Annotated in this window: 17 protein-coding genes and 1 pseudogene; 11 read left to right on the forward strand and 7 right to left on the reverse strand. The window is 30.2% G+C overall.

What is annotated here, in order from left to right; genetic code table 11:
• Together GQS58_RS05265 and GQS58_RS05270 are read right to left on the reverse strand one after the other, a co-directional pair.
• Complete coding sequence (locus GQS58_RS05265; protein WP_166383603.1) at positions 1–333, reverse strand: hypothetical protein; 333 nt, start codon at positions 331–333, stop codon at positions 1–3.
• A 152-nt stretch (positions 334–485) separates the two neighbouring features.
• Positions 486–1823 (reverse strand): deoxyguanosinetriphosphate triphosphohydrolase, encoded by a 1338-nt coding sequence (locus GQS58_RS05270; RefSeq protein ID WP_166383605.1) that lies wholly within the window; start codon positions 1821–1823, stop codon positions 486–488.
• Positions 1824–1982: 159 nt separating this feature from the next.
• On the opposite strand from GQS58_RS05270, the gene GQS58_RS05275 reads away from it, so the two are divergent.
• Both GQS58_RS05275 and nhaA read left to right on the forward strand, forming a co-directional pair.
• Positions 1983–2414: an META domain-containing protein gene (locus GQS58_RS05275; protein ID WP_166383607.1), complete on the forward strand. Its 432-nt coding sequence runs from the start codon at positions 1983–1985 to the stop codon at positions 2412–2414.
• A gap of 48 nt (positions 2415–2462) precedes the next feature.
• Positions 2463–3773, forward strand: a complete 1311-nt coding sequence (nhaA, locus tag GQS58_RS05280) for a Na+/H+ antiporter NhaA (protein WP_166383609.1) — start codon at positions 2463–2465, stop codon at positions 3771–3773.
• A gap of 1162 nt (positions 3774–4935) precedes the next feature.
• On the opposite strand, the gene GQS58_RS05285 is transcribed toward nhaA, so the two are convergent.
• Both GQS58_RS05285 and GQS58_RS05290 read right to left on the reverse strand, forming a co-directional pair.
• Positions 4936–6714 (reverse strand): ribonucleoside-diphosphate reductase subunit alpha, encoded by a 1779-nt coding sequence (locus tag GQS58_RS05285; protein WP_166383611.1) that lies wholly within the window; start codon positions 6712–6714, stop codon positions 4936–4938.
• Between the two features lie 3 nt (positions 6715–6717).
• Entirely contained in the window at positions 6718–7992 is a 1275-nt protein-coding gene (locus GQS58_RS05290; RefSeq protein ID WP_166383936.1) for a ribonucleotide-diphosphate reductase subunit beta, read from the reverse strand.
• A 387-nt stretch (positions 7993–8379) separates the two neighbouring features.
• Here GQS58_RS05290 and GQS58_RS05295 point away from each other — a divergent pair, with 387 nt between their 5' ends.
• Positions 8380–8571 carry a cold-shock protein gene (locus tag GQS58_RS05295; protein WP_166383613.1) on the forward strand — a complete coding sequence of 64 codons (192 nt, stop codon included), beginning with the start codon at positions 8380–8382 and terminating at the stop codon, positions 8569–8571.
• Between the two features lie 249 nt (positions 8572–8820).
• Positions 8821–9837: a COX15/CtaA family protein gene (locus GQS58_RS05300; RefSeq protein WP_166383615.1), complete on the forward strand. Its 1017-nt coding sequence runs from the start codon at positions 8821–8823 to the stop codon at positions 9835–9837.
• 275 nt (positions 9838–10112) lie between these two features.
• Here the strand turns inward: GQS58_RS05300 and GQS58_RS05305 are convergent, their stop codons facing one another.
• Positions 10113–10535, reverse strand: a complete 423-nt coding sequence (locus GQS58_RS05305) for a molybdenum cofactor biosynthesis protein MoaE (protein WP_166383617.1) — start codon at positions 10533–10535, stop codon at positions 10113–10115.
• 141 nt (positions 10536–10676) lie between these two features.
• On the opposite strand from GQS58_RS05305, the gene GQS58_RS05310 reads away from it, so the two are divergent.
• Positions 10677–10952: a DUF3817 domain-containing protein gene (locus tag GQS58_RS05310; RefSeq protein ID WP_166383619.1), complete on the forward strand. Its 276-nt coding sequence runs from the start codon at positions 10677–10679 to the stop codon at positions 10950–10952.
• A 105-nt stretch (positions 10953–11057) separates the two neighbouring features.
• Here the strand turns inward: GQS58_RS05310 and GQS58_RS05315 are convergent, their stop codons facing one another.
• Together GQS58_RS05315 and GQS58_RS05320 are read right to left on the reverse strand one after the other, a co-directional pair.
• Complete coding sequence (locus GQS58_RS05315; RefSeq protein ID WP_166383621.1) at positions 11058–11300, reverse strand: MoaD/ThiS family protein; 243 nt, start codon at positions 11298–11300, stop codon at positions 11058–11060.
• 12 nt (positions 11301–11312) lie between these two features.
• On the reverse strand, positions 11313–13769 hold the full coding sequence (locus GQS58_RS05320) for a DUF5686 and carboxypeptidase regulatory-like domain-containing protein (RefSeq protein ID WP_166383623.1): 2457 nt from the start codon (positions 13767–13769) through the stop codon (positions 11313–11315).
• 223 nt (positions 13770–13992) lie between these two features.
• Between GQS58_RS05320 and GQS58_RS05325 the strand changes: the two genes are divergently transcribed.
• The 6 genes and pseudogenes from GQS58_RS05325 to GQS58_RS17120 form a co-directional block, all read left to right on the forward strand.
• Positions 13993–16290, forward strand: coding sequence for an NADP-dependent malic enzyme (locus tag GQS58_RS05325; protein ID WP_166383625.1), 2298 nt, complete (start codon positions 13993–13995; stop codon positions 16288–16290).
• Between the two features lie 161 nt (positions 16291–16451).
• Positions 16452–17033 (forward strand): Holliday junction branch migration protein RuvA, encoded by a 582-nt coding sequence (gene ruvA, locus GQS58_RS05330; protein ID WP_166383627.1) that lies wholly within the window; start codon positions 16452–16454, stop codon positions 17031–17033.
• A 5-nt stretch (positions 17034–17038) separates the two neighbouring features.
• Positions 17039–24154, forward strand: a complete 7116-nt coding sequence (gene sprA / locus GQS58_RS05335; RefSeq protein WP_205860388.1) for a cell surface protein SprA — start codon at positions 17039–17041, stop codon at positions 24152–24154.
• A gap of 27 nt (positions 24155–24181) precedes the next feature.
• The gene (gene gcvH, locus GQS58_RS05340; RefSeq protein WP_166383629.1) at positions 24182–24562 is read left to right on the forward strand and encodes a glycine cleavage system protein GcvH; all 381 of its coding nucleotides are present in this window, start codon (positions 24182–24184) and stop codon (positions 24560–24562) included.
• 58 nt (positions 24563–24620) lie between these two features.
• Complete coding sequence (locus tag GQS58_RS05345; RefSeq protein ID WP_240914559.1) at positions 24621–24911, forward strand: VanZ family protein; 291 nt, start codon at positions 24621–24623, stop codon at positions 24909–24911.
• Positions 24912–24969: 58 nt separating this feature from the next.
• A pseudogene (locus tag GQS58_RS17120) lies at positions 24970–25281 on the forward strand (energy transducer TonB); the annotation flags it as partial.

The following is a 25281-nucleotide window of genomic DNA, read 5'->3' on the forward strand; positions in this document are numbered from 1 at the left end:
TTAATCTATTTTTATAAAAATATATTTCTTTTTAGTTGGTACGCTTTCAAGAAGTACTTCGTCACTTTGTTTTTGGACCATGCCAATATGTGGTGTGCATTTTAAAGTGGTATTATCTAACCATTCCATTTTTTCGCCAGTAAATACTCCTTTCTTTAATTCCTTATTTGTTTTTACATCAACTACCTGATACTTAAAAGTAATTACAGGGTTTTTGGTAGATGTATATTGCAACATTAATACTTTAGACTTATCTTGATTATAAACTTTATCTGTAATTTCTTTATCCTGAAAAGTTATAATTTGGTTGTTTTTAGTATTTTGTTTACTCACGTTATTTGATTTACAAAAGAAAAAAAGACTAGAAACTAGCATTAAAAAAAATAATTGAATGGTTTTATTTAACATAAAGTATCATCGTTTAAAAGTTAAGTTTAACATATTGTTTAAAAATGAAATCTAAATATAGGTACTATTGGTATCAATTAAATGATATTACCTGTTAATTTCTTATGTGTTCTAATCGCATAACTATCAGACATTCTAGAAACATAACTACATATTTGCATAATTCGTTGATACAAACTAATAGATTCTGTTTGGTATTCTTCTGGTAATAAATTTAATACCAAATCATCAAAATTAGATTCACAACCATCAAACTTATTGTTTAAAGCAGTTACAAAAACGTCTAATAAATCTGCAATAATTCTATAACCAGCAATTTCTTTTTCTACAACATCTTTGCTTTTGTAAATTTTTGCAACACTTAGTTTTATAATGTCTTTTATTTGTGCCTCATATTTACATCTGTCTAATAAAGATTTCTCAAAAGTTCCGTTTAAAATAGCTTCTTCATTTGCTAAGAAAATAGCAACAGCTTCATTAATTAATACACCAATTGCTAAAGCTCTTAAATAACTTATCCTGTCCGTTTTATGTTTTAAAGAATGATACTTTTTAATATCGATGGTATCTTTTACCAACTTAATCATGTATTCTAAAGCAAATTCTTCTTCAATTAAACCTAAATTAATTCCGTCTTCAAAATCGATTATTGTATAGCAAATATCATCTGCCGCTTCTACTAAATACGCCAACGGATGTCTATAAAAGGAAATTGCCGACGTAGACTTTTGTTTCATTCCTAAGTTATCTACAATTTCTAAAAAAGCATCTTTTTCTGATTGAAAAAAACCATACTTTTTATCTACAATATGGTTTGTTGGTTTTTTAGGAAGACTTTCTTTTGGGTATTTTAAAAAAGCCCCCAAGGTTGCATAACTTAAACGCAGACCTCCAGAAATACCCTCTCTACTTTCTGTTAAAATTTTAAATCCGTTTGCATTACCTTCAAAATCGATTAAATCTTGATATTCTTTATCAGATAATTCCGCTTTGTATTTTACACCTTTTCCTGTTTTAAAATACTCGCCGATCGCTTTTTCTCCAGAATGACCAAAAGGAGGGTTTCCAATATCATGCATTAAAGAAGCCGTACCAACAATGGCACCAAAATCATTAAACGTGTAGCCTAATTCTTCTAATTTAGGATGACGCTCTAACAACACCTTACCGACTCTTCTGCCCAAAGTTCTCCCCACAACAGAAACCTCTAAACTATGCGTTAAACGTGTGTGTACAAAATCTGTTTGAGATAATGGTATTACCTGTGTTTTGTCTTGTAAACTTCTAAATGCTGAAGAAAATATAATTCTATCAAAATCTACATCAAAACCCAAACGAGTTTCGTCTTGAGTAGCTCTTGGGCGTTTTTGTGTATCGCCAAAACGTTTTAAAGAAAGAAGTTGTTCCCAGTTCATTTATTTTTATAATAAAGTTTAATGTGTAAAAATACAAACTATTATTTTGTGGAGATGTTCTGATTATAAAAACATTTTTTACGAAAAAATTAAGAGAAATTTAATGTAAAAAAGTTCAAAATGTTCTCAACTTAACTTATTTTTATAAAAATTTTTTGGATGAAAACGAAAATATTATTCATTATTATAATTTCGACTACCATAATGAACTGTAAGTCAGTAAGTGGAAAAGACCACGACAATGCAATTACAGAAAAGTATTGGAAACTTACATCTTTAGATGGAAACGATATTAAAATGGAAGACACGAAAAAACGTGAAATATTTATTACTTTAAATACTAAAGAGAATAGATTTACCAGTTTTGCAGGTTGTAATACCATAAATGGCGAGTACATTTTAGAAGAAGGAAATAGAATTAAATTCACCAAAATTATTTCAACTAGAATGTTTTGTAATAATACCGATGAATCTAAATTATTAGAAGCTATAAATTTAACAGATAATTATACTATTAAAAATAATATATTATCTTTAAATCTTGGAAAAAGAACACCTTTAGCAGTTTTTAAAGCAGTGTCCATGAATTAAAAAATGTTCGTGACCATTTTATTCAGTTTATAAATTAACCCATTATTCATGATAAAAAAATTATTTATTACCCCATTTCAAAAGTTTGTAAAAATTGAAAGTTTTAGCGGAATTCTATTATTACTATGTACATTAATTGCTTTATTTTGGGCAAATTCTCCTCTACATGAAAGCTACTCTTCTATTTTAGATTATAAAGTTGGGTTTTCTGGAGAAAGTTTTGAATTAAAGAAATCTGTCTTATTTTGGATTAATGATGGTTTAATGGCTATTTTCTTTTTCTTAATAGGATTAGAAATTAAACGTGAAATTTTAATTGGAGAACTAAACACCGTTAAAAAATTAGCTTTCCCATTATTTGGAGCTGTTGGTGGAGCGCTTATTCCGGTTGGTATATTTATGCTTTTAAATCAAAACCCAGAAACATTTAAGGGTTGGGGAATTCCTATGGCAACAGATATTGCTTTCTCTTTAGCTGTATTAAACACATTAGGAAAACGTATACCGCTTAGTTTAAAAATATTTTTAACTGCATTTGCAATTGTAGATGATATTGAGGCTGTTTTAGTAATTGCTGTTTTTTACAGTGAATCTATTCAAGTTACATTATTATTAATAGGCTTAGCATTAATAGCACTATTATATGTGTTAACTCATAAAGGGTATTACTCTAAATTTGTAATGATTGTTGTAGGTATTATTGTTTGGGTATTGTTCTTAAAATCTGGAGTACACCCTACTGTTGCAGGTATTTTAATAGCATTTTCTGTACCAATTAGACAAGAAATAAAAACAACTACTTTTCTTTCTCAACTAGAAGGTATTTACAATAGCATTAAAAGTGCACCTGTATTAAAGGAACCTATATTGTCTAATGAACAATTAAAATTGGTAAATAACTTAACGCATTGGAGTAAAAAATTTCAATCTCCTTTACAGCATTTAGAACATAACCTACACAATTGGTCGGCTTATTTTATAATCCCTGTTTTTGCACTTGCCAATGCAGGTGTGTTAATAGATAGCTCTGTACATATAGACACAGCTTTGGTATTCCATATTATACTCTGTTTAGTATTAGGTAAAGGACTAGGTATACCACTAGTTATATTGGTTGCAAAAAAATTAAATTTAATTCAAATACCTGGAGACATTCACTTTATACAAATTTTAGGAGTTTCATTTATTGCTGGTATTGGGTTTACTATGGCTATTTTTATTGCTGGTTTGGCTTTTTCAACATCACCAGAGTTTATTAGCTCTGCAAAAATAGGTATTCTTTTAGGCTCGCTTATTTCTGCGATAATTGGTTATCTTATTTTAAGATTTGCACCAGTTAAAGACTTTATTAAAATTTAGTAAGTATTTAAAATATTATTTATAAAAAAAGAGAAGCTTAAAAGCTTCTCTTTTTTTATAAAATTATATCTTGTTTTCTAAAACGGATTCTTTTTTCTGATTGTAATAATTCAGTAAGGCATTTACACTCCTATTGCCGTTTATTAAAGCAAATGGACTTCTGTAGCACAAAAATCACACTTACCAAACCTCAACAGGCATATAAAACTGTATTTTAAAGCGATTTTAGATGTATAGATAAGTTTTTATTACCTTTACAAGACTCTATTGATTTTTAATTTTAAAACCTCTTATGGGCTTTATTTTAACTTATCACTTCTTCTTATCTCAGTTCACTTAAAAATACTAGAGATTTAGTGATATTTTAAAGCATCTCTATGAAGATTTAAAAGAGAAACCTTTATACTCAAATAGCACACAAACATGTTTAAATCAGATTGAAGCATTTGTTTGAGTACTTTTTTGTCTTTTTCTAGCAAAAAAAAACGATTGTCTTTCGACTATGCTCAAGATAAACACAAAGCTGGAAATAGCTTCAAAAAAAAAGAGAAGCCTTTTCGACTTCTCTTTGTGTTAAATAATTCATTTAAAATCAAGAATAAACTCCCCAATTTTATTTTTAATAAATGTTTATAACCAAAAATCTATATCAACACGGTTTATATTTACTGTTAATCCACGTATTATATCTAAAAGGATAAGACTATAAAAAATACTCTTTACTTTTATGATTTTTAAATTAATATTAATTATTAATTTATTCTCGATTAATCTAAAAAATTCTCTATTCATGTAATTTGGATTAGTAGACTTATCAACTTTTATTTTTTTTTGTTAATAAGTTCTCATTTAAGAGTAATAGACACAGGTGTTTTAAAAACACTTTTTACTCTAAAAAAATCATTAATAAAACTTGGCGAAGAGAATCGTATTTTGTAATTTTGAAAAACAAAAGGGAAGGAGATTGAGTAATCTCAAAATTCATTTCTTTAGATTAAAATTTTGGCCCTAGGAAGCAAAAATTTAAAAAATATTACCAAGAAGCGATATGTCTAGTATCGCTTTTTTTTATGCTTATTGTTTTTATCTCAAATAAAATATTTTAATCATTCATAATAAAGAGAAGCCTTTCGACTTCTCTCCTAATTTATTTTCTTACTAATTACCCTTCGCAACTAGCACATTCTTTCTTTTGCTTAAACTTCTGTGCAGCATTCATACTGTGTTGGTAATACATAGATTTTACACCTAATTTCCAAGCATTAATATAAACCGAATTCACCTCTTTAATTGGCATATCTGGATGCACCATAATATTGATAGACTGTCCTTGATCTATATGATTTTGTCTATTAGCTGCCTGATATACAATTACATTTTGATCAATTTCTGAATAGGTTTTAAACACCTCTTTTTCTGCTTCTGTTAAAACACTTAAATGTTGTACAGAACCATCATTATCTCTAATACTTTTCCAAATATCTGATGTATTGTGTCCTTTTTCTTCCAATAATGCTTCTAAAATTGGGTTCTTAATCGTTGTTTTAATTTTTGCAATATCTTTTACATAGATATTAGACCAAATTGGCTCAATTCCTTGAGATACTTGTCCTAAAATAAATGCTGATGATGTTGTTGGTGCAATTGCATTTAAAGTGGTGTTACGTCTTCCGTATCCTTTTAACACTTCTGGCTCACCATACAACTTAGCCATTTCTTCTGACGCTTTGTAAGATTTTTCTTTAATTACCTTAAAGATTTCACTGTTTAAAGCATACGCTTCTGCACTGTCAAAAGCATGCATTTTAGATTGTAATAAAGAGTGCCATCCTAACGCACCTAAACCTAAAGCTCTATTTTCTTTGGCAAAATTATACGCTTTTTCCATAAAACGAAACGTAAACTGGTCGTCTCTGTCTTCTGAATCTTTATATACTTCTAACTTAGTGATAAATTCTTGCATTACTGCATCTAAGAAATAGGTAAGTGTTTCTACTGCATCGGTATCTTTCCACTTATCATAATGTAATAAGTTTACTGATGATAAACAACATACAAAAGACCAATCTTCATTAGAAGGCAACATGATTTCTGTACACAAGTTACTTGCATAAATTTCGTGGTTTTTGTCTTTATAAACATCTACCGTTCCATTATTTGCGTTGTCTCTAAAAAGTATATAAGGATATCCTATTTCTCCTCTTCTTTGTAATATTTTAGCCCAAATACCTCTTTTTTCTACATCACCATCAATCATTGCTTGCATCCACTCGTCACCAACGGTAACACCATGCGTTAATTCTTGAATTGGGTTTCCTTCTGTTCCTATCTCTAAAAACTCTTTAATATCCGGGTGATCTACTGGTAAATATGGAGAAAAACGTCCACGTCTTACAGAACCTTGACTCACAACATCTACCATTTTTTCGAACAACTGCATAATGTGTACAGAACCAGAAGATGAACCGTTGTTTTTTACATCGGCACCTCTTTTACGCAACTTACCAAAGTATCCAGAAGTTCCTCCTCCTAATTTAGACATCATACCAACTTCTGATTGAGAGAACAAAATATCTCCCATATCATCTGCCACATGCGATCCAAAACAGCTAATTGGTAAACCTCTCTTTTTACCGAAATTAGACCAAATTGGTGACGCTAAAGAGTAATAACCCTCTGCCATATATTTATAAAACTTATCAGAAAAACCATCCATTTTTAAAATACGTTCTGCATTGTCTGCAATTTCACGTATTCTTTCTTCTGGTGTGGTATCTCCTGTTAAATAACCAGACTCTAAAAATTTACGACTATTTTCTGTTAACCATGTAATTTCTGGTTGGTTTTTACCTTTAAGCATTTCTTTCCTAGCAGCGTTTCTAACTTGAATTAACTGTTCGTGTTCTGTAAGTTCTGTTGTTTTTGTTTCGTTCAAGTTCATATTTTAAAATAAGTCGTCACTAGTTATACTTTTTGTTCTTTTACTATAGTTGATTGATCTTTTCACAAAGAAATCTCCATGTTTGGTTCCAATAATTTCATCATCAAACCAATCTGTTTCTGCTAATAATTTTTGATCTACCTCAAATATTTTTGCAATACCAATACTTTCTAAAGAATTATTAAATCTGTTTTTAATAAATTCTTTGATTACATTTTTAGGTAAAAAATCTAATTCTCCTTTTTCAAAAATCCAATCGATTAGTTTGCTTTCAGAAAGAAACGCTTCTTTACAAGTTTCTTGAACCAATAAATTATGCTCTTCGCTAAACCAATCTGGATTTTCTTCTTTTATAATTTTAATTAAATCGATACCAAAATCTCCATGAATCTGCTCTTCTTTAGAAGTTGCTTCTACCACATTAGAAATTCCTTTTAGTACATTTTTATGCTTATTAAAAGCCATAATAATCAAAAACTGAGAAAATAAAGATACGTGCTCTATAAATAAAGAGAACAATATTATAGACTCAGAAAACTCTTGATTGTCTTCACTATTTACATTTTTTAACGCAGCTTCTAAATAGTTAACACGTTTCATTATAACAGGGTTTTTCTTTAAGTTTTTAAACTCATTGTTTAACCCTAAAATCTCTAATAAATGAGAATACGCATCATGATGACGTACTTCACTTTCTGAAAATGTAGCTCCAACAGAACCAATTTCTGGTTTTGGCATCTTTTTATAAATATCTCCCCAAAAAGTTTTAACAGCAACTTCTATTTGAGAAATTGCCAACATAGTATTTTTTATCGCATTTTTTTCTATCTCTGTAAGAGAAGTCTTAAAATCTTGAATATCACTGGTATAATTAAACTCTGTATGAATCCAATAAGAATGTCTAATAGCATCTACATATTCTCCCAAAGCAGGATAATCGTAAGGTTTTAAGTTAATTCTCTTTTCAAAAATATTTGGTTTTCTACTTCTTGTTTGTTCGTCTCTATATAAAATATAAGCCTTTGCAACGTCATGAAAAGGGCTGTCCATTAATTTATACTCTACAATATCTTGCACCTGTTCTACTGTAGGAATATAATCTGGTTCATTTAACCTTCTCTCTAATAAAGTACCATGTACAATGTTAGAAATTGCAATTGCATCATTTCTAGAACCGTTGTTAACGGTAAGCATAGCTTTTTCTATAGCATTAATAATTTTCTCTAACTCAAATATTGTTGTTTCCGAGTCTCTTTTTATAATATGCGTAATTTCCAAGGTAAATGAAGGGTGTTTAAGTGTTATTTTTAGTGTTAACAAAGATTGGATTTTTTGCTCCAAAATAAAAGTTATACTTATTCACAAAACCCTTGAAGTTTTTAACAAATTAACAGTTTTACTGATTTTAAGGTTAAAAAAATGATTTTTTAAAAACTTCATTCCCAAACAATTATCAATCTAAAACCGCTGTAACTACTATCGGTATTGGGTTTCTTAAAAGACCTCTATTAAATAATTTTTGCAACAATTATTTGCTTTTTTTTCACTTACAATCTGTCACTTTATACGAACAAAAAGAAAACAATTATTTAAAACCGCATTTTGGTAATATCAATTAATATAATCTTATATTTGCAGTATTATTAACATTTATATTATATTATTTTGAAAAAAGGAACAGTAAAATTCTTCAACGAATCTAAAGGATTTGGATTTGTAACAGAAGATGATTCAAACACAGAGTACTTTGTACATGTATCAGGATTAATTGACGAAGTAAGAGAAGGTGACGCAGTAGAGTTCGACCTTAAAGAAGGTAGAAAAGGTTTAAATGCAGTAGACGTTAGAGTTCTATAATTTTAAATTTTTTGAAAAGAACAAGTCGCTTAATTTTTTAAGCGGCTTTTTTTTGTCTTATTTTTTTTGATAAGATAAAGCCTACATAAAAAGTAAACGATTATTTTAATTAATTGAGTCTAATTATTTAGAAAAAGAAGCTCTTTTAAAAACTTATTGGCAAGTATTTCCTTTTTTATAAGAACAAGTCGTTTAATTTATTTTAAACGAATTTTTTTTGCCTTATTTTTGTAAAAACATTTATTTATAATGAAAAGTAGCTTCACCAAAACTGTACAAATTGCCATTATATCTGTCTACTTAATTTTTTTAGCAGGCTCTGTTGTTAGAATGACTGGCTCTGGAATGGGATGTCCTGATTGGCCAAAATGTTTTGGTTATTATATTCCGCCTACAGCGGAAGAACAAATTACTTGGAAACCAAATTCTGAATTTAAAAAAGGTTTTATCATTATTAAAGATGAAGCGCTGTTTGTTGCAGAACACGATATTAAAACAGCAGAACAATTTAATAAAAGCAATTGGGCTGCTTATACAAAACACGATTACGCAAAATTTAACAAATACCACTCCTGGACAGAATACATTAACAGATTATCTTCTGTTTTAGCAGGTTTTGTTTTCTTATTTTTAATTTACGGAGCTTCAAAATTCTGGAAAATAGACAAGAGAATACCTATACTTGCCTACACCGCTTTCTTTTTAATGTTGGTAGAGGCTTGGTTAGGAAAAACAGTGGTTGACAGTAATTTAAAACCATCTATAATTACCATTCACATGGTTATTGGTTTAATTATTATAGCGCTTCTATTACAGGTAAAATTTATTGCTTCAGATAAAAAGAAAAACTACAATTACAATTCACTGTTTAGTAAACTACTTATTGTTTCCGCTGTACTTTCTTTAATTCAAATAGCAGTAGGAACCCAAGTAAGGCAATTTATAGATGAGCAAGTAAAGCTTTATGGTTTCGAAAACAAAGATTATAGTTTAATGAACCCGAGTTTTAAATTCTACTTTCATAGATCTTTTACCATTGCAATTGTGCTAATAAACTTTGGCTTGTTTTATATAAACCAAGTAAAAAAATTAGATTACAAATTGGTAAATTGGGTGGTTGCATTAATTTTCTTAGAAACCATTTCTGGTATGTTAATGTATTACGCAGAGTTTCCTTTAGGCACACAAGCAACACATTTATTGGGTGGTGCAATATTATTTGGACTACAGTATTATTTATGGCTGCAAAGTAGACTTACTAAGTAAACAGTATTCAGCCTCAGTATTCAGTGGCTCACTGTTGTGTAAGCTGAATAATACAAGATTGACGACATAGCAATATAGAAAACACAGTGTTTTTTAAACTTTAAAATTTGTTTTAGCCGACATCTGATATCCGCTAGCGCGAGCGTCCCGCTCGTGCAAACACCAATAACACATGGAGTAATTTCCACAAACTTACTCAACAATAATTAAAGAAAAGATACGAGCGAGATGCTCGCACCAGCATTGAGATTGTAACTAAGAGCCGAAAACTAAAATTAAGGATGCGCATTCACCCAAACCTCCCCGTCTGAAAAATATTCTTTTTTCCAGATTGGAACAGTTTCTTTTAAGGTATCTATTGCAAATTCACAAGCTTCAAAAGCAGCTTTTCTATGTTTAGAAGAGGTGGTTATAATTACAGGAACTTCTCCGATTTGTAACATTCCTTCTGCGTGGTGAATGGCTATTTTTTTTATATCAAATTTTTCTAAAGCCAAATCTGCAATCTTTTGCATTTCTTTAATTGCCATTGGTTTATAGGTAGAAAAGTCTAATTGGGTAACTTCTTTTCCTTGTGTATCATTTCTTACAGTTCCTATAAATGCTGAAATTCCGCCACAAGAATCATCTTCTACAAAACGGTAACATTCTTGTAAATCTAATTTTTCTAAAGTAATTTTTATTGAAGTTCTTTTCATTGTTAAACAAAAATAGGAAAACAAAGTTGTATTTTTGCAAAAATAAATAAATCGTCATTACAAGAGGTATTCTGTTGATTAAAAGACAATGGTTCTAAAAGAGATTACCGACATAAGCTGCATTGACCAAAAGTTATCTTTATGAAAAATATTTTTAGAATTGTAAGTGTATTGGAAGGGATTTCTTATCTATTATTATTATTTATTGCTACACCTATAAAATATTTACAGGATGACGCCACTTACGTAAAAATGTTAGGAATGCCTCATGGAATTCTTTTTATGCTATACGTAGTATTAGCTTTTGTAATTAAAAAAGAAATGAATTGGAACAATAAAACGTTAGGTATTGTTTTAATTGCTTCTGTGATTCCTTTTGGCACTTTTTATATTGATAAAAAGTATTGTCAGAAATAGGTTGTTGGTTATTACGCGTAGATACACAGAGAAGAAACTAAAAGTACATAAAGAAGAGAACAAAAGGGTGTTTCTTGCCTTTTAGAAGGTTAAGATGAGCTTCTTTTATCCTCCACTAACTGGTGGAATTATAGCAATAACATCACCTTCTTTTAACACCAATTCATCAGTTGCATAACTTTCATTTACTGCAATCGCATAAGAGTTGATGTTTTTTAACTGCGGATGTTTTTCTTTTAATAAATTTTTAAAACCTAAAACACTTAAAGTATCAGCAACCTCTAAATCTAAATTAGAAGCACCTACTAAATCTGTAGTAATTCCAAAAAAAAGTACTTGAATTTTCATATTTCAAAAATATTAAAACAAACTTAATCTAAACAATAAACCATCATTTTTAATACCTCCATGAAAAGACCTCACATAATCTACTCTTAGAAAGCGCCATTTACCATAACCAATATTATCTAAACCGATAGAATATTCTGTATAAGGCTTTTTATTTGCCATAAATAAGGTTTTTGCCCCTCCAACTAAATGAAAATTCAATTTATTTAATAATGGAATCTTCCCTAAAACAGCTCCTTTAAAATTATGCTCAATATGTGCTTCTGCATATTTATCGTTGGTATAAAACTTATAATACTCTAAAATACCAAAACTATTTAATTCGCCATTTAAAGGAAATAATAATTGGTTTCCATTAGCTTGTAAAAAATCCATAAAAGCTATGTTTTTCTTTTTTAGAAACATCCCTCCTCTTAAATAATAACTTAGGTTTCCATAATTTCCGGCATTAATATCTTGTTTTAAAATTGCAGTAAACACATCAGAATTTAACTCAGAATTAGAAGCACCAAATCGTTTTCTATAATTAATATTTAATGACGGATATTTCTCATTGCCAATATTTTCTTTTCTATCTGGGTAAGACAAATATTTTTGCCCAAAAACAAAAGTAGCACCTACATTTAAAGTAGCAATTTCATGTTCTTTAAATACATCAATTACATTTGAAGGATTATTAGAAGTATATCCGCCATTATGCCCTTGCTTTGCAAAGGAATAATCTGTAGTATTAAAAAGTGGTTTTCTGTTTGCATACTCTAACGATGATGAAAAGTAAATTCCATTCTTAATTTCTTCTGAATAACTTATTTTACCAAAAGTTTTATCGTAAATTTTTAAATAATTTAACCTTCTCACTAAAGATCCAATGGTGTTATTTAATTTCATGATAGGTTTTCTATCGTTAAACTGAGCCGTTTCAACTCCTCCAGAAATTGTCATTGTTGGTCTAGAAATATCATTCCATTTTTTAGTGAAAAAGAAGGTTGGCCTTATACGTTTATCAGAAAAACCATAATTTACTTTTGCTCCGGTATTCCACCATTTGCCTGTTTCATTTTGTTTTTTAAAAAAACTAAAACCTAAAGAAGCATTAAAACCTTGTACTGTATTATAATTAAAATTATTTATTAATCCATTGTAAGAAATAGCCCATTTTTCGTAGGAATTTCTATGTGTATGACCCATTATAGGCGAAAGTAAATTAAACTTATTTTGCTTCTTATTTACAGAATCTAAATATTTTTTAGATTTTCTAACAAGTTTTAAACTGTCTTTAAATTTATAATCTGTAGTTTCTTCTATGGTTAATGGAACGGGTCTTAAATTACCCCAATAAACGGTGTCTTTTTCTGTAGCCTCCTTCTCAAACGTTAAAACTTCATTGGTAAATGTATTTTCATTATATTCTGGTGTAAAATTATAGGCTGAATATGCAGATGAAAAGCGTCCGTCTAAATTAAAACCAAAAGCATCTACCTTAAAGTCTATACTCTGGCTAATTAACACCCAAGCATCATTTTCTGCCGAGTAATTGTAGTTTTGTTTTAAATACAAAACATCTACAACAGGTACATTTATTTGCGCTCCAGTAACAGAAACATCTGCACCGTAAATAGCCCAATCATCTTCTACTATATATAAATACCCATTAAAAACACGATCATTTTTACGCTTCGGAATTATTTTTATCTTATTAATAAGTTTATCATTCTTATTATAAAAACTTCCTTCTAAATTAAATTTATAATAACTAAAAGCATTGGTAGAAATTGGTGAAATTAAATCACCTCCAAAGTTTACACTATCATCATAAAAATTAATATTTGCATCTTCTGCTCTATTAAAACTAATACCATTATCTGTGCCGCTTACTTTAGATGCAATAATTTTCTCTTTAAACTTCTTCGGTTTTTTCTGAAAATGAATTTCAGAAACCGTTTCAGAAAGATAAATAATTCCACTTCTTGTAGAATCTAATGCACCACCAAAATCTCCCAGATTCTGACCTAAAAATTTCTCTGGAGCATCTTTGATTTTATAAAGCCCGCGAGAATAAAATTTAGCCGTATATTTTGCATACTTATCTGTATTTTTATCCTTATTTGCTATTACATTTCTAATAATTCTATTTGCAGGATTGTCTTTTGTAGAGATAGAGATTTCCGCCAATTGCACATTCTCTTCCTGTAATTCAATATTTAATTCAAATGGAAAAGAAGTAATATTTACTTCTTTTTTTAACGTTATGTAACCTAAAATTTGAAAAACGATGGTATGCTTTCCTTTTTGGGTCATATTTAAAATGTAATCTCCATTGTCATTAGACGTGGTTCCTGTAACCGTATTATCTAAATAAACACTTACAAAAGATAAAGGGCTGTTTGTGGTGTCTGTTATCTTTCCTTTTACTTGTGCAAAAAATGAAAATGAAGTAAAAAAAAGGATAAGAAAAGTATTTTTTTGCATAGCATTGCTTTGGTATATAGACGTAAACTTAAGACTTAAGTTACAATCAAAGATATAAAATATGTTAAACAAAGTAAAAACAGAAATCTAACATCAAGCTATTTAGAGCAATACAAAGGTAATATTTACTTAAAATAGCACTTATTAAGAAGATTAGAAAATAAATTCTCTCTTTCGCTGAAAATCATATATTTGTAAGCTTAAACAAGTAAAGACTTATTATATGAGCGATTCTAGAAAAAGACACGAAGCTTTATTATATCACGCAAAACCAAAACCAGGAAAAATTGAGGTTGTTCCTACCAAAAAATACGCCACTCAACACGATTTAGCGTTGGCATATTCACCAGGTGTTGCAGAACCTTGTTTAGAAATAGCAAAAGACAAAAACAATGCATACAAATACACTGCTAAAGGAAACTTAGTTGCTGTAATTTCTAATGGAACTGCAGTTTTAGGCTTAGGAGACATTGGTCCGGAAGCTTCTAAACCAGTAATGGAAGGAAAAGGGTTACTATTTAAAATATTTGCAGATATTGATGTTTTTGACATTGAAGTAGATGCTACCGATGTAGAACTTTTTATACAAACTGTAAAAGCTATTGCACCTACCTTTGGTGGAATTAACTTAGAAGATATTAAAGCACCCGAAGCTTTTGAAATTGAAAGACGATTAAAAGAGGAATTAGACATTCCGGTAATGCACGACGACCAACACGGAACTGCAATTATTTCTGCTGCAGCCTTAAAAAACGCCATAGACATTACTAATAAAGATATTAGCAAAGTAAAAATTGTTGTTAATGGCGCTGGAGCTGCTGCAATTTCTTGTACACTTTTATATTTAAAACTAGGTGCAAAGAAAGAAAACGTAGTAATGTGCGATAGTAAAGGTGTTATTAGAAGTGATAGAGACGACCTTACATCTCAAAAAGCAGAATTTGCAACTGATAGAGATTTACACACGCTAGATGAAGCAATGCATGATGCAGATGTATTTATTGGTTTATCTAAAGGAAATGTAGTTACTCCACAGATGCTTTTAACCATGGCTAAAGACCCAATTGTTTTTGCAATGGCAAACCCTGTGGCTGAAATAGACTACGATTTAGCAGTTGCTACAAGAAAAGATATTATAATGGCTACGGGAAGATCTGACCATCCTAACCAAGTGAATAATGTACTTGGATTTCCATTTATTTTTAGAGGAGCTTTAGATGTTAGAGCTACCAAAATTAATGAGGAAATGAAAATGGCAGCCGTTCATGCTTTAGCAGATTTGGCTAAAAAATCGGTACCAGAACAAGTAAATATTGTTTATGATGAAGTAAGTTTAGCGTACGGAAGAGAATATATTATTCCAAAACCATTTGATCCAAGATTAATTTATGAAATTCCACCAGCTATTGCAAAAGCTGCAATGGATTCTGGTGTTGCTCTAGAACCAATTGAAGATTGGGATAAATATAGAGAAGAATTAATGGAGCGTTCTGGTTCTGGAAATAAAGAAATTAGACTTTTACACAACAGAGCAAAAAGTAATAGAAAACGTATTGTATTTGCAGAAGCAGACCATATAGATGTTTTAAAAGCTGCACAAAGAGTACATGATGAAAAGATTGGTGACCCAATATTATTAGGACGAAAAGAAGTAATCTTAGCTCTAAAAGCAGAAATAGGTTTTACTGAAATTGTGCCAATTATAGATCCAAAAACCGATGAAGAAACAGAACGCAGAGAACGTTTTGGTAAAATTTATTGGCAAAATAGACGACGTAAAGGACGTACCTTATCTGAAGCAACAAAATTAATGCGAGAACGTAATTATTTTGCTGCAATGATGGTAAATGAAGAAGAAGCAGATGCATTAATTACAGGATATTCTAGACCTTACCCAACAGTTTTAAAACCAATTTTAGAACTAATTGAAAAAGATAAAGGAGTTACTAAAATTGCTGCCACCAACTTAATGTTAACCAAACAAGGTCCGTTATTTTTAGCAGACACCACAATTAACATAAACCCTACGGCTAAAGAATTGGTAAAAATTTCTCAAATGACTGGTAATTTTGTAAAAATGTTTGGTATGAAACCAAATATGGCAATGGTATCTTTTTCTAACTTTGGATCTTCAAATTCTGAAACTTCTAAGAAAATTAGTGAAGCCGTTTCTTATTTACACCGTCATTTTCCAGACACTGTTATTGATGGAGAATTGCAAGCAGATTTTGCTTTAAACCCAGAAATGTTAGCTAAAGAATTTCCGTTTTCTAAATTAAATGGTAAAAAAGTAAATGTTTTAATTTTCCCTAATTTAGAGTCAGCAAACATTACTTACAAACTAATGAAACAATTAAACCACGCAGAATCTATTGGTCCAATAATTTTAGGATTGAGTAAACCTGTACATATTTTACAATTAGGTTCTAGTGTAGATGAAATGGTAAATATGGCTGCATTGGCTGCCGTAGATGCTCAAGAAAAAGAGAAGAGAACTAAAATTAACAATAATTTAGTGTAAGATTAATTTGATGTGAGAATCAATTAAGTTTAAATAAAATAGAGATTAGACATTTATTTATTATCATTTAAAGTCTAGTCTCTATAATTTATAAAATATAAATTGCACTCACACCAAACCTAAAATAAATTCTTACTTTAGAGGCTTAGAAAAAGAAATATATGATTACACAAGTTAGAGGAAGATTGGTAGAAAAAAACCCAACAGAGGTTGTAGTAGATTGCAATGGAGTTGGTTATTTATTACATATTTCTCTAAACACCTTCTCTAGCTTACCCGATGATGAAGCTGTTGTTTTATACACCCATTTATCTATAAGAGAAGATGCACACACCCTTTTTGGATTTTTTACAAAAACAGAGAGAGAAGTTTTTAAGCTATTAATTTCTGTTTCTGGCGTTGGGCCAAGTATTGCAAGAACTATGTGCTCATCAATGACAGCAGAAGAAATACAACATGCAATTGCATCTGAAAATGTACCACTCATACAATCTGTAAAAGGAATTGGTGCAAAAACAGCGCAAAGAGTAATTGTAGATTTAAAGGATAAAATTTTAAAAACCTTTAACATGGATGAAGTTTCTACCTTTACAAGCAATACCAATAAGGATGAAGCGTTATCTGCTTTAGAAGTTTTAGGGTTTAATAAAAAACAGTCCGAGAAAGTTATCTCTACTATTTTAAAAGAAAACCCAGAAGCCACCGTAGAAAACTTAATAAAACTAGCCTTAAAAAATTTATAAGAATTTTGAGAAATTTTTTTAAAAAAATATTTTTATTTCTTGCTTTTGCTTTTATAGCAAACACCTCTTATGCGCAAACCGATAGAGATACAGATTCTATAACTGTAAAAAATGACACTCTAAAATTAAGATATAACTTTAAAAAAGAGCAAACTGGTGGTTTGTTTTTAGATTATCTGGCAGAGAAAGAAATTATTTTTGATAAAGATTTAAATAGATATGTAATTGTAGAAAAAATAGGTGACTATTATACCAAAACACCAATATATCTAACCCAAAAAGAATATGCAGATTATCGTTTAAAACGAGATATGACGCAGTATTACAAAAACAAAGTTAGCGCTACAAACTCTAAGAAAAAAGGTTCTATAGAAGCTCAAAAAGATCTACTACCAACCTACTATGTAAAATCTGACTTATTTAAAACTATTTTTGGAGGAAGTGAAATTAAAGTAACACCTACCGGAAGTTTAAATTTAAAATTGGGTTTTATTTATCAGAATACAGAAAACCCGCAATTATCCGAAGAAAACAGAAGCAGTTTTACATTTGATTTTGATCAACAAATTAATGCAAGTATTCGTGCACAAGTAGGTACTCGATTAGATTTTACGGCAAATTACGACACACAATCTACTTTCGATTTTCAGAATTTAGTGAAAATTGGTTACGAACCAACGGAAGATGATATTTTACAAGGAATAGAAGCAGGTAATGTTTCTATGCCCATTAAAAACTCCTTAATAAACGGAGCTCAAAGTCTTTTTGGGGTAAAAACACAATTAAAATTTGGGAACACTAATATAACTGCTGTTTTCTCTCAACAAAACTCAGAAAGTACCACAACTGTTGCAGAAGGTGGTGCTTCTATACAAGAATTTCAATTAAAGGCGACGGATTACGATAATGATCGTCACTTTTTCTTATCACAATATTTTATAGACAATTACGCAAACTCTCTTAAAAACTATCCTTTAATTAACAGTCAAGTTAGTATTACAAGAGTAGAAGTTTGGATAACCAACAGAAACGCAAGTACAGAAGATTATAGAAGTATTGTAGCTTTAGCTGATATTGGAGAATCTGATACAGATGTTTTGGTAAACCAAACAGGAGAAGTACAGCCCACAAATCCGCCAACAACTACTGGTGGAAATATACCTACAAACGAATCGAATAATTTATCTAATTTACTAACTACAACTAGTGGTATTAGAAATATTTCTACCGTAAATAGCACTTTGCAACCTTACAACATGAGTGAGGGTACAGATTATTCTGTATTAGAAAATGCAAGAAAATTAAGCACTAATGAGTTTACGTTAAATTCTCAATTAGGTTTTATTTCTTTAAACAGAAGGTTAAATGATGGTGAGGTTTTAGCCGTTGCTTATGAATATACAATTGCAGGTGGCGTTTCTGGGAGTACAAAAACTTCTTTTAAAGTTGGTGAATTTTCTAATGATGGTATTCTATCTCCACAAACTTTGGCTGTAAAATTATTACGCAGTGAAATTTTAAAAACCAAAAGAGATCGAGTTGTTAATGGTGCTACCATTACAGAATCTTTTCCTACATGGCGTTTAATGATGAAAAACGTGTATGCTTTAGGTACTTTCCCTTTATCGCAAGATGGTTTTTATTTCGAAATTCAATATAGAGATGACCAAACAGGTATTTCTTCTAACGTGTTACAAAATGCAAATACAGCAGGTATTCCTAACTTGCCACTAATACAAGTTTTTAAATTAGACCAATTAGACCAAAGTCAATATAGAAGTCCAGACGGATATTTTGATTACGTAGAAGGTATTACCGTAAATTCTCAAAACGGATTTATATTTTTTCCAGAACCAGAACCTTTTGGAAATGATTTAGTACAAAAAAACAACAATGATATTGGTTTAAATGAAACGGTAGACAATAACTATTTATTTAAAGAACTTTATTTAAACACAAAAGTAAACGCACAAAACAATTATCAAAATAAAGACAAGTATTTCTTAAAAGGATATTTTAAATCAGAAAATTCTGGAGGAATACCCATTGGTGCTTTTAACGTACCAAGAGGATCTGTAACCGTAACAGCAGGAGGTAGACAATTGGTAGAAGGTGTAGATTATGTGGTAGATTATCAACTAGGTCGAGTACAAATTATAGACACTGGTTTGCAAGCTTCTGGCACACCAATTAGTGTTTCTACAGAGAACAATGCAGTCTTTAATCAACAACGTAAAACCTTTATGGGTGTAGATGTTGAGCACAAGTTTTCAGATAATTTTATTCTTGGAGCAACCATTCTAAATGTAAATGAAAGGCCTATTACTCCAAAAGTTAATTTTGGTTCAGACCCTATAAACAATACCATGTTTGGGGTAAATATAGATTACAGTACAGAAGTACCTTATTTTACAAAATTGGCAAATAAACTACCTTTTGTAGATACAGATGTGCCTTCTAATTTATCGGTTAGAGCAGATATGGCATACCTGCTTCCTGGCACACCAAGTGGCATTGATGTAGCAGGTGCTGCAACTTCTTATATAGATGATTTTGAAGCTTCTCAAATACCTATTAGTATATTATCGCCATTAGATTGGCATGAAGCCAGTACTCCCAAATTTTTCCCTGGTTTTAATGGTGATCAAGAAAATTTATCTTACAATTACCAAAGAGGAAAATTAGCCTGGTATAATGTAGATCAAATTTTTTACGGAGCCGGAGATACACCTGCAAATATTAATGCTGTAGAACTTTCTAGAGCAGAAACTAGACAGATTAATTATAGAGAATTATTCCCTAATGTGCAGTTAGATATTACACAGAACTCAGTAATAAGAACTTTAGATTTAGCTTATTTCCCATCAGAAAGAGGTTCTTATAATTTTGACACCGGTATTAATGTAAAAGCAGACGGAACTTTTTCTAATCCTCAGAATAGGTGGGCAGGAGTTATGAGAGCATTAACTACCAACAATTTTGACCAAGCAAATGTAGAATATGTACAGTTTTGGGTAATGGATCCTTATGAAAATTATTCAATTACAGAGGAAGAAGGTTTGCCTATAGGAATGAATCCAGAAAACACATCAAACCAAGTTGGTGATTTATACATAAACTTAGGTAATGTTTCTGAAGACATTTTAAAAGATAGTCGAAAAATGTTTGAAAACGGTTTGCCAGAAACTGGTGGAGATATCAATACCATAGAAACAAATTGGGGTAAAGTACCAACAAACCCATCTATAATTTATGCTTTTGATGAAAATGATGAATCAAGAGCAAATCAAGATCTTGGATATGATGGTTTAAATGATGCGGAGGAATTTACTAAGTACAGCACAACGCTTCCTAACTTTAGCAAATTAAACCCAAACGATCCTGCATCAGATAATTTTCAATATTTTAGAGGTAGCGAGTTAGATGCAAATCGTGCTTCTATACTTACCAGATATAAAAATTACAACAATACTCAAGGGAATTCTCCAACTTTAAATCAATCTACAGAAAGCTACCCTACTTCATCTACCACCTACCCAGATGTAGAAGATATAAATAAAGATCAGACCATGAATACCGTAGAAAGTTACTACGAGTATAAAATTTCTATGAATAGAAATAATTTGGTAGTTGGAAAGAATTATATTGTTGATAAAAAAACAACAGATGTAACTTTAGAAAACGGAGAAAAGCAAACAGCAACATGGTACCAATTTAGAGTTCCTATTAGAAGTGGAACAGAAGTAAATGGTATTTCAGATTTTAATAGCATTCGTTTTGTTAGAATGTTTTTAACTAATTTTAGAATGCCAGTAGTACTTAGGTTTGGTGAGTTAGACTTAGTACGTGGAGATTGGAGACGATATACAAAAACCTTAGATGAATCTATTTCTACTCCAATAGATTTAAACAAAAATGAGTTAAAAGACTTTGAAGTTGGTGTTGTAAGTATAGAACAAAATGAAGGAAGTTATATACAGCCTCCTGGAATAGAAAGAGAGCGTTTACAAGGTAGTACAAGTGTACAATTACAAAACGAACAATCTGCAACCTTAAAAGTAACTAATTTACCAGCAAACGAAACCAGAGCAATTTATAAAAACATTAGCATAGATTTAAGACGATTTAAAAATTTAAAGATGTTTATACATCTTCAAAAAAATGAAGGGGCACTTGATATTAATGATGATGATTTTTCTGCAATTATAAGATTAGGTACAGATTTAGATGACAACTTTTATCAAATAGAAGTACCTTTAAAAGTATCTGAAAATGGTACTTCTGCTTTAGATATTTGGCCAGAAGCAAATAATTTAGATGCTTTTCTAGAAACTTTTGGATTGGTAAAATTAGAAAGAGACAAAGCTGGTGTTGCCATTACAGACATCTATACTTCTATAGACCAAAACGCTGAAATACCTTATACAATTTCTGTAAAAGGAAACCCAACGTTGGCAGAGTTAAAAACAATTGTTTTGGGTGTAAAAAACAAAACAACAACTCCAATTAGTGGTGAGGTTTGGTTTAATGAGTTACGCTCTTCTGGTTTTGATAATAAAGGTGGTTGGGCAGCCGTTCTAAACGCCGATGCAAATTTTGCAGATGTAGCAAATGTATCTTTATCTGGTAGCATGTCTACCGTTGGTTTTGGTAATGTAGAAGACAGGGTTGGCCAACGTAGTTTAGATGAAACAAAGCAATATGATGTTGCTACGTCTATAAATTTAGGTAAAGTATTAACCCCTAAAGAATGGGGAATTCAATTGCCAATGAGTTATAGTATTGGTGAACTTTATATAGACCCAAAATACGATCCTCAGTTTCAAGACATAGAATTAGCAGATGCTTTAGGTGAAAATGAAAACAGTGAATTTTCTAGAGATTATACCAAAAGAACTAGTATCAGTTTTACAAACGTAAAAAAGAATAGAAACCCTAATTCTACAAAAAAACAAAGATTTTACGATGTAGAAAACTTAGCGGTATCTTACGCACATAATAAAGAATTTCAAAGAAATTATAACATTAAAAAACGTATTAATGAAAGTGTAAGAGCTTCTGCTTCTTATAATTTTAGTTTTGATTCTAAACCATTAGAGCCTTTTAAAAATAATGATTCTATTTTTAGAAACAAATATTGGCAACTTATAAAAGACTTTAATTTTAATCCAATTCCTAAAACTTTTGCAATTAATTCTAGTATCAACAGAAATTATAATGAACAACAATCTAGAAATTTAGTAAAAGGACTATCTGCACAACCAGAATTAAAACAACGTAGATTTTTATTCGATTGGGATTATACCATTGGTTTCGATTTAACAAAATCATTACAAGTAAACTTTAATGCAACCAATAGTTATATTTACGACACTTTTGGTAACAATGATGAAATACAGGTTTTTGATGACTTCTTTAACACAGGAAGAGCCAATCATTACCATCAAGCATTAAACGGAACCTATAATTTACCAATAGATAAAATTCCGTTTTTAAAGTTTATAAAAGCCGATTACGCATATACCGCAGATTTTGACTGGCAAGCAGCTCCACAAAATACCATAGACATTAATGGTGTAGATGTACCTTCTGTAAACTTAATAGGAAACACCATACAAAATGCAAATACACACAATTTAAATACCACTATTAATTTTGATGCTTTTTACAAAGGGCTTGGTTTCGAAAAATTATTATTGACTAAAAATCAACGTAAAAATGCAAAAGGAGATCAAGGTGCAGGTTTACCAAGAACACCAGGAAGAGTTAAGCAAAACAAAAAATTATCTATCGGTAAAAAAATATTAAAAGGTACTTATGATGTTCTAACTTCTGTAAAACAAGGGAAAATAAGTTATTCAGAAAACAATGGTCAATTACTACCAGGATATACAGAAGATGTTGGTTTTTTAGGCGGTGCTCCTACTTCTTTTGCTTTTGGTAGTCAAGTAGATATTAGAAACAAAGCATTAGAACAAGGTTGGTTTGTAAACAGAAATAATGGAGAAGAATATTACAGTAAAACTTATAGTAAAACACATTACAATAAATTAGATTACACCTTTACATTAAAGCCAATTAAGGATTTAAATATAGATGTTAGAGGTAATAAAATACAAACAAGAGATCTTTCTCAGCAATTAGATCTTGTCTCTGGTAGCAATCAATTTGAAAACACTCCTTTCTTTGAAACAGGAAACTTTAGTACCAGTTACTCTATGATTTCTACTGCATTTACAGACGGAGATGTTTTATTTCAGAATTTAAGAAATTATAGAAGTATCATTTCAAACAGATTAGCTACAGAAAATACAGTACCTGCAAGTGGCTTTGGTAACAATAGTCAACAGGTTTTATTACCTGCTTTTGTAGCTGCTTATTCTGGTAAAAATCCAGATAAAGTAAATACTGGGCTCTTTAGAGATATTCCTATCCCTAACTGGACATTGCGTTATAATGGTTTAATGAAGTTTAATTTCTTCAAAAAGAACTTTAGTAATTTTGTAGTTTCACATGGTTATAGATCTTCTTATACGGTATCTAGTTTTACAAATAATTTACAGTATGATGCCAATAATCCGTATGCAAACTTAAATGCTGCCAAGAATTATGAATCTCAATTATTAGTATCTGCAGTTACTTTAGTAGATGAATTTTCTCCACTAATTAAATTAGATATGAAAATGAGAAACTCATTTTCTTTAAGAGGAGAAATAAAAAGTGACAGAACGCTTACAATGAATTTTAACAATAGTACTTTAACCGATATTTCTGGTACAGAATTTATATTTGGAATGGGCTATGTTTTTGAAGACGTTAAATTTAATACCCGTTTTACAGGGAAGAAACAAACACTAAAAGGAGACATCAATTTAAGAGCAGATGTGTCTTTAAGAGATAATATTACACAAATTAGGTCTGTAGATGAAGATAATGATCAAATTAGTGGTGGACAAAAACTTTTTTCTATTAAATTTACCGCAGATTATAGATTAAGTAATAGTTTAACCGCATCTTTCTATTACAACCATCAAACATCTAGATATGCAATATCAACCACTTTTCCAAGACAAGCGATTAATGGTGGATTTAATATTATTTATAACTTAGGAGGAAATTAAACATAACAACAAAAACTATTTAAAAAAATGAATTTACCATCAGAATTAAAGTACACTAAAGACCACGAGTGGATTAAAATTGAAGGAGACGTAGCAACCGTAGGAATTACAGAATTTGCACAAGGAGAGTTAGGAGACATCGTTTATGTAGATGTAGATACTTTAGACGATACTGTAGAAGAAGGAGACGTTTTTGGATCTGTAGAAGCTGTTAAAACCGTTTCAGATTTATTTATGCCTTTAACAGGTGAAGTAATAGAATTTAATGAAGAATTAGAAGATGAGCCAGAATTGGTTAACTCAGACCCTTATGGTAAAGGTTGGATGATTAAAATTAAAATATCAGATAGTTCACAAATAAATGATTTATTGGATGCAACAGCGTATAAAGAGCTTATTGAAGGATAATCTTTTTATCGTTGCAATAATCATAACAGTTTTAATTGCATATTTAAGTTTAAGGAGAATGCCTGAAATAGAAACAGGTATTAAAAACGTTGATAAAATATATCATCTTATTGCCTACTTTACACTTTCTGTAACTTGGTTACTCTCTTTTTATAGAAAACCAATTCTAAAATATGTAATTATTATTTGTTGTATTCTTTTTGGCATAATTATTGAAGTTTTACAACAGACATTAACTACATATAGAACAGGAGATTATAAAGATGCACTAGCAAATACAGCAGGTATTATCTTGGGATTTATTGTTTTTAATCAAATTTTGAAAAAAATTACAGTTAATTCATACTAAGACTTGTATATAAACCAATAATTTAATTAAATTAGCGAACTATTAAAAACCCTTTACAATGGAAATTAAAAAAAACCCGAAGTCAAATTTAGAAAATTACAGTAAAATTTTTATGCAAATAGGTTTGGTTTTAGCGCTATTTGTAACATATGCTGCTATAGAAAACAAAACTTATGATAAAGTTATTGGAGACTTAGGCGCAGTAACCATGAATGCTGACATGGAAGAAGAAACAGTAATTACTGAAAAAATAGAACCTATTAAACCAAAAACTCCACCACCACCAGCTCCAGAAAAAATAGAGATCGTAGAGGATGAGAAAGAAGTTGAAGAAACTGTAATAGAATCTACTGAAACAGATGAAACAGAA

It is taken from the genome of Polaribacter sp. 11A2H, from assembly GCF_011379025.1.
Lineage (GTDB): Bacteria > Bacteroidota > Bacteroidia > Flavobacteriales > Flavobacteriaceae > Polaribacter.

Bases quoted from the DNA above. Each gene is read 5' to 3' on its own strand.
- GQS58_RS05270 (WP_166383605.1), bottom strand. From the start codon at position 1,823: ATGAACTGGGAACAACTTCTTTCTTTAAAACGTTTTGGCGATACACAA.
- GQS58_RS05275 (WP_166383607.1), top strand. From the start codon at position 1,983: ATGAAAACGAAAATATTATTCATTATTATAATTTCGACTACCATAATG.
- nhaA (WP_166383609.1), top strand. From the start codon at position 2,463: ATGATAAAAAAATTATTTATTACCCCATTTCAAAAGTTTGTAAAAATT.
- GQS58_RS05285 (WP_166383611.1), bottom strand. From the start codon at position 6,714: ATGAACTTGAACGAAACAAAAACAACAGAACTTACAGAACACGAACAG.
- GQS58_RS05300 (WP_166383615.1), top strand. From the start codon at position 8,821: ATGAAAAGTAGCTTCACCAAAACTGTACAAATTGCCATTATATCTGTC.
- GQS58_RS05305 (WP_166383617.1), bottom strand. From the start codon at position 10,535: ATGAAAAGAACTTCAATAAAAATTACTTTAGAAAAATTAGATTTACAA.
- GQS58_RS05310 (WP_166383619.1), top strand. From the start codon at position 10,677: ATGAAAAATATTTTTAGAATTGTAAGTGTATTGGAAGGGATTTCTTAT.
- GQS58_RS05315 (WP_166383621.1), bottom strand. From the start codon at position 11,300: ATGAAAATTCAAGTACTTTTTTTTGGAATTACTACAGATTTAGTAGGT.
- GQS58_RS05320 (WP_166383623.1), bottom strand. From the start codon at position 13,769: ATGCAAAAAAATACTTTTCTTATCCTTTTTTTTACTTCATTTTCATTT.
- GQS58_RS05325 (WP_166383625.1), top strand. From the start codon at position 13,993: ATGAGCGATTCTAGAAAAAGACACGAAGCTTTATTATATCACGCAAAA.
- ruvA (WP_166383627.1), top strand. From the start codon at position 16,452: ATGATTACACAAGTTAGAGGAAGATTGGTAGAAAAAAACCCAACAGAG.
- gcvH (WP_166383629.1), top strand. From the start codon at position 24,182: ATGAATTTACCATCAGAATTAAAGTACACTAAAGACCACGAGTGGATT.
- GQS58_RS05345 (WP_240914559.1), top strand. From the start codon at position 24,621: ATGCCTGAAATAGAAACAGGTATTAAAAACGTTGATAAAATATATCAT.